Below are 2,891 nucleotides of genomic sequence, written 5' to 3'. Positions count from 1 at the left end.
GGGTGGGTGGCCTGTTGCATCTGCCAGTCGGTGGCGTGGCGTTGCAGCGCGCCGATGGCGACCGGCGGATCGCCCGCCGCGACGTGCACGCACGCCCCCTCGCACAGGATATCGGTCGGGCACACCCGCGCGCAGGAGCCGCCGAGGATGTTGGAGCTGAGGATGGTGCGTGCCGACCCGGCAAGGTTGCCGGACTGGATCTTCTTGATGAAGCCAGGGATGTCGATGCCGGTCGGGCAGGCCTCGATGCAGGGGGCGTCGTAGCAGAAGAAGCAGCGTTCGGCTTCGACGACGGCCTGCGACCCTGTCAGCGGCGGGTGGGCATCGGAGAAGTGGCGGCACAAGGTGTCTACGGACAGGCGTCCGGGGGCGATGTCGGGTTGCATGGTCACGTGTCGGGGTCTCCGCGACAGGAAGCATCGGGTCGTTGCCACTGTGGCAGACTCTTTTGCCGGATCGCAACAAAAAACCTGACCTTTGGGTCAGGTTATGGAGCGGCGACCGAGATCCGGGCTGCTTTTGGCGTCCTGATCGCGGAATAAAAAAAGGCGACGCCCGAAAGCGTCGCCCTGTCCGTTTCGGTGCGGTCGGTTGATCGATCAGAAACCGGTCGACAGCGTCACCACCGCCGTGAACGGGGTCTGGAGGTAGTAGACCGGCGCACTGCCTGAGATCGAGCTGCCATACACGCCGCGCACCGCATTGGCGTTGTTCTGGAAGGTGTAGACGCCGCTGCGGAACTTGGCGTTCGTCAGGTTGGACATGTTGAGCTGGATCTGCGGCGACTTCATGAAGCCGAGGTTGCCGAAGCGATAGCCGATATTGACCGAGTTGGTCAGATACTGCGGGATGGCGTTGTCGTTCATCAGCGTGGAGTACTGCTTGCCGACATACTTCAGCTGGCCGCCGATGAACAGGTGACCATCGTCGTAGTCCAGACCAAGCGCCGCCATGACCTTCGGGCTGTTGATCTGCGTCTTGCCCGCCGTCGGCAGCAGGTCGTTTATCGTCTTGCCGTTCAGCGTGCCGGTGGTCGCGATGTTGTTGTCGATCTTCGCGCTCAGATACTCGAACGTCGCATAGGGGCGCAGGTGGAACCAGATCGGACGGGTCGCCACCTGAACGTCGACGCCGCGTGACGTCTGGCCGCCGGCATTGACCGTCTGGCTGTAGCTCGCGCCACCGGCGCCGTCATACTGTGTCAGCGTCAGCAGGCGGTTGGTCATGTTGTAGTTGAAGAACGAGACACTGCCGACCACGACATCGCCGTTATAGCGGTAGCCGATTTCTTCGGAGATCGTGTACTGCGTCGCGGAGTTGCCGCCGACCTGCGTCCTGGCGCGGGACGTCGAGGAGTAGTAATCGACCAGTGAGGTGTTCGACGGAACCTTGAAGTTGGTGGCGCCATCGACATAAATCTGGTGGTGGCGGTTGAAGTTCCACGCGATGCCAACCTGCGGCAGCGGCTCGGCCACATGCAGGTTACGGTTATAGGTGCCACCGGGGCCGGGCATGTAGTTATAGACGCGCCGGGTCATCATGGCTTCCTTGAAGCCGAGGTCGACGTGTAGCCTGTGGTTGAAGTAGTCCATGCTGTCGCCAATGAACAGCATGTTGACCTGCGACAGGCTCAGGAAGTTGCGCGTGTAGTACGGCTGCCCGTTCGGCATCTGGACCAGCGCGTTCGTGCCCCACACGTTATATGGCTGGCCCGTTGCCTGATCCACCGCGCCGACGGGCGAGAACTGCAAAAGGTTGGCGTATTCATACCACCAGCCGGCCGTCAGGTGATGATGGCTGCCGAGCTGGTAGTTGAACTTCAGCGTATTACCGGGGCGGAACTGTTCCTGGTTCGACGGCGTCAGGGCCAGATATTTCGTGCCCGGCGTGACGCGACCGTCGCCGTTCAGGTCGATCGGCACGTAGGAGCCGCCGTAATAGGTGCTGCCTTCGGTCATGGTCGCGGCACCCGTGCCATTGCCGATGCCGTGCCAGAAATACGCCGTGTCGTCGATCGAGAAACGCGGCGTCACGACGATGTGCGACGGCACGATCGCAACGACGTTGCGGAACGGATTGACGTGCAGGCGGTAATAGTTGGTGTCGGCCACGCCAGTGTAATTGGCGTCGTAGTTGTTGCTGTAGCCCTTGGCGCGGTACTGGGTGAGGCTCGGGTTCAGGTAGGAGTCGTTGACCTGATCGTTGTATGAAACCGTCAGGCCGGTATGGCTGCCGTTCTCGAAGTCCTTCACGAGCTTGAAGTCGTAGTGGAACTTCTCGGCCTGGCCGGGACCACGATAGTTGTTGGCCTTGGTGTGGCTGAACGCGAACATGAAGCGCATGCCGCTATTGCCGATATCGCCCGAGTTCAGGCGCAGGAATTCACGCGTCGCGTCGAAGGAGCCGAACGAGATATCGAGCAGGCCGCCCATCTTGTGCGACGGGTTGCTCATCGTGGCGGAGACCAGGCCGCCGGCGCCGCTGACGATCGGGCTGTCAAGATTGACCGAGCCGGGTTCGAGCGACACCGTCTCGAGGTCTTCAGCTTCCAGCACTTCGTTCGAATAGAACTGGCCGCCGCCGATGTCGTTCAACGGCATCCCGTCCAGCGTCCAGCCGATGTTGCTCTGGTCCAGTCCGCGCACGTAGGTCGAACCCGAATACAGGCCGAAGGAGTCCTGGTCCAGCACGTTGGCGGACGGCAGCATCTTCAGGATCTGCTGGATGTTGGTCGTCGGCGACTGCTTGGAAATGAAGTCGCGCGTGATGGTCTGCACGGCCTTGGGGGCCGTCTCGACGCGCATCAGGCCGGCGCCCGGCGAGCGGGTCAGCGCGGTGCGGCCCGTGACGTTGACCACTTCGGGCTCCGGCGCGGCGGAGACGGCCGCAGG

At 62.3% G+C, this 2,891-nt stretch carries 1 protein-coding gene and 1 pseudogene; both read right to left on the bottom strand.

Annotated features, from left to right (window positions below):
- Positions 1-386 (bottom strand): annotated as a pseudogene (locus tag HUK82_RS15620) (dihydropyrimidine dehydrogenase); the annotation flags it as partial.
- A gap of 213 nt (positions 387-599) precedes the next feature.
- Positions 600-2,891 (bottom strand): TonB-dependent receptor (locus tag HUK82_RS15615; protein WP_176614820.1); only part of this gene is annotated, 2,292 nt, incomplete at its 5' end.

Origin of the sequence: Ameyamaea chiangmaiensis (assembly GCF_013376175.1) — a bacterium.
Taxonomy (GTDB): Bacteria; Pseudomonadota; Alphaproteobacteria; order Acetobacterales; family Acetobacteraceae; genus Ameyamaea; species Ameyamaea chiangmaiensis.
The sequence above is the reverse complement of the archived record's forward strand: the minus strand, read 5'-3'. Positions and strand labels throughout refer to the sequence as shown.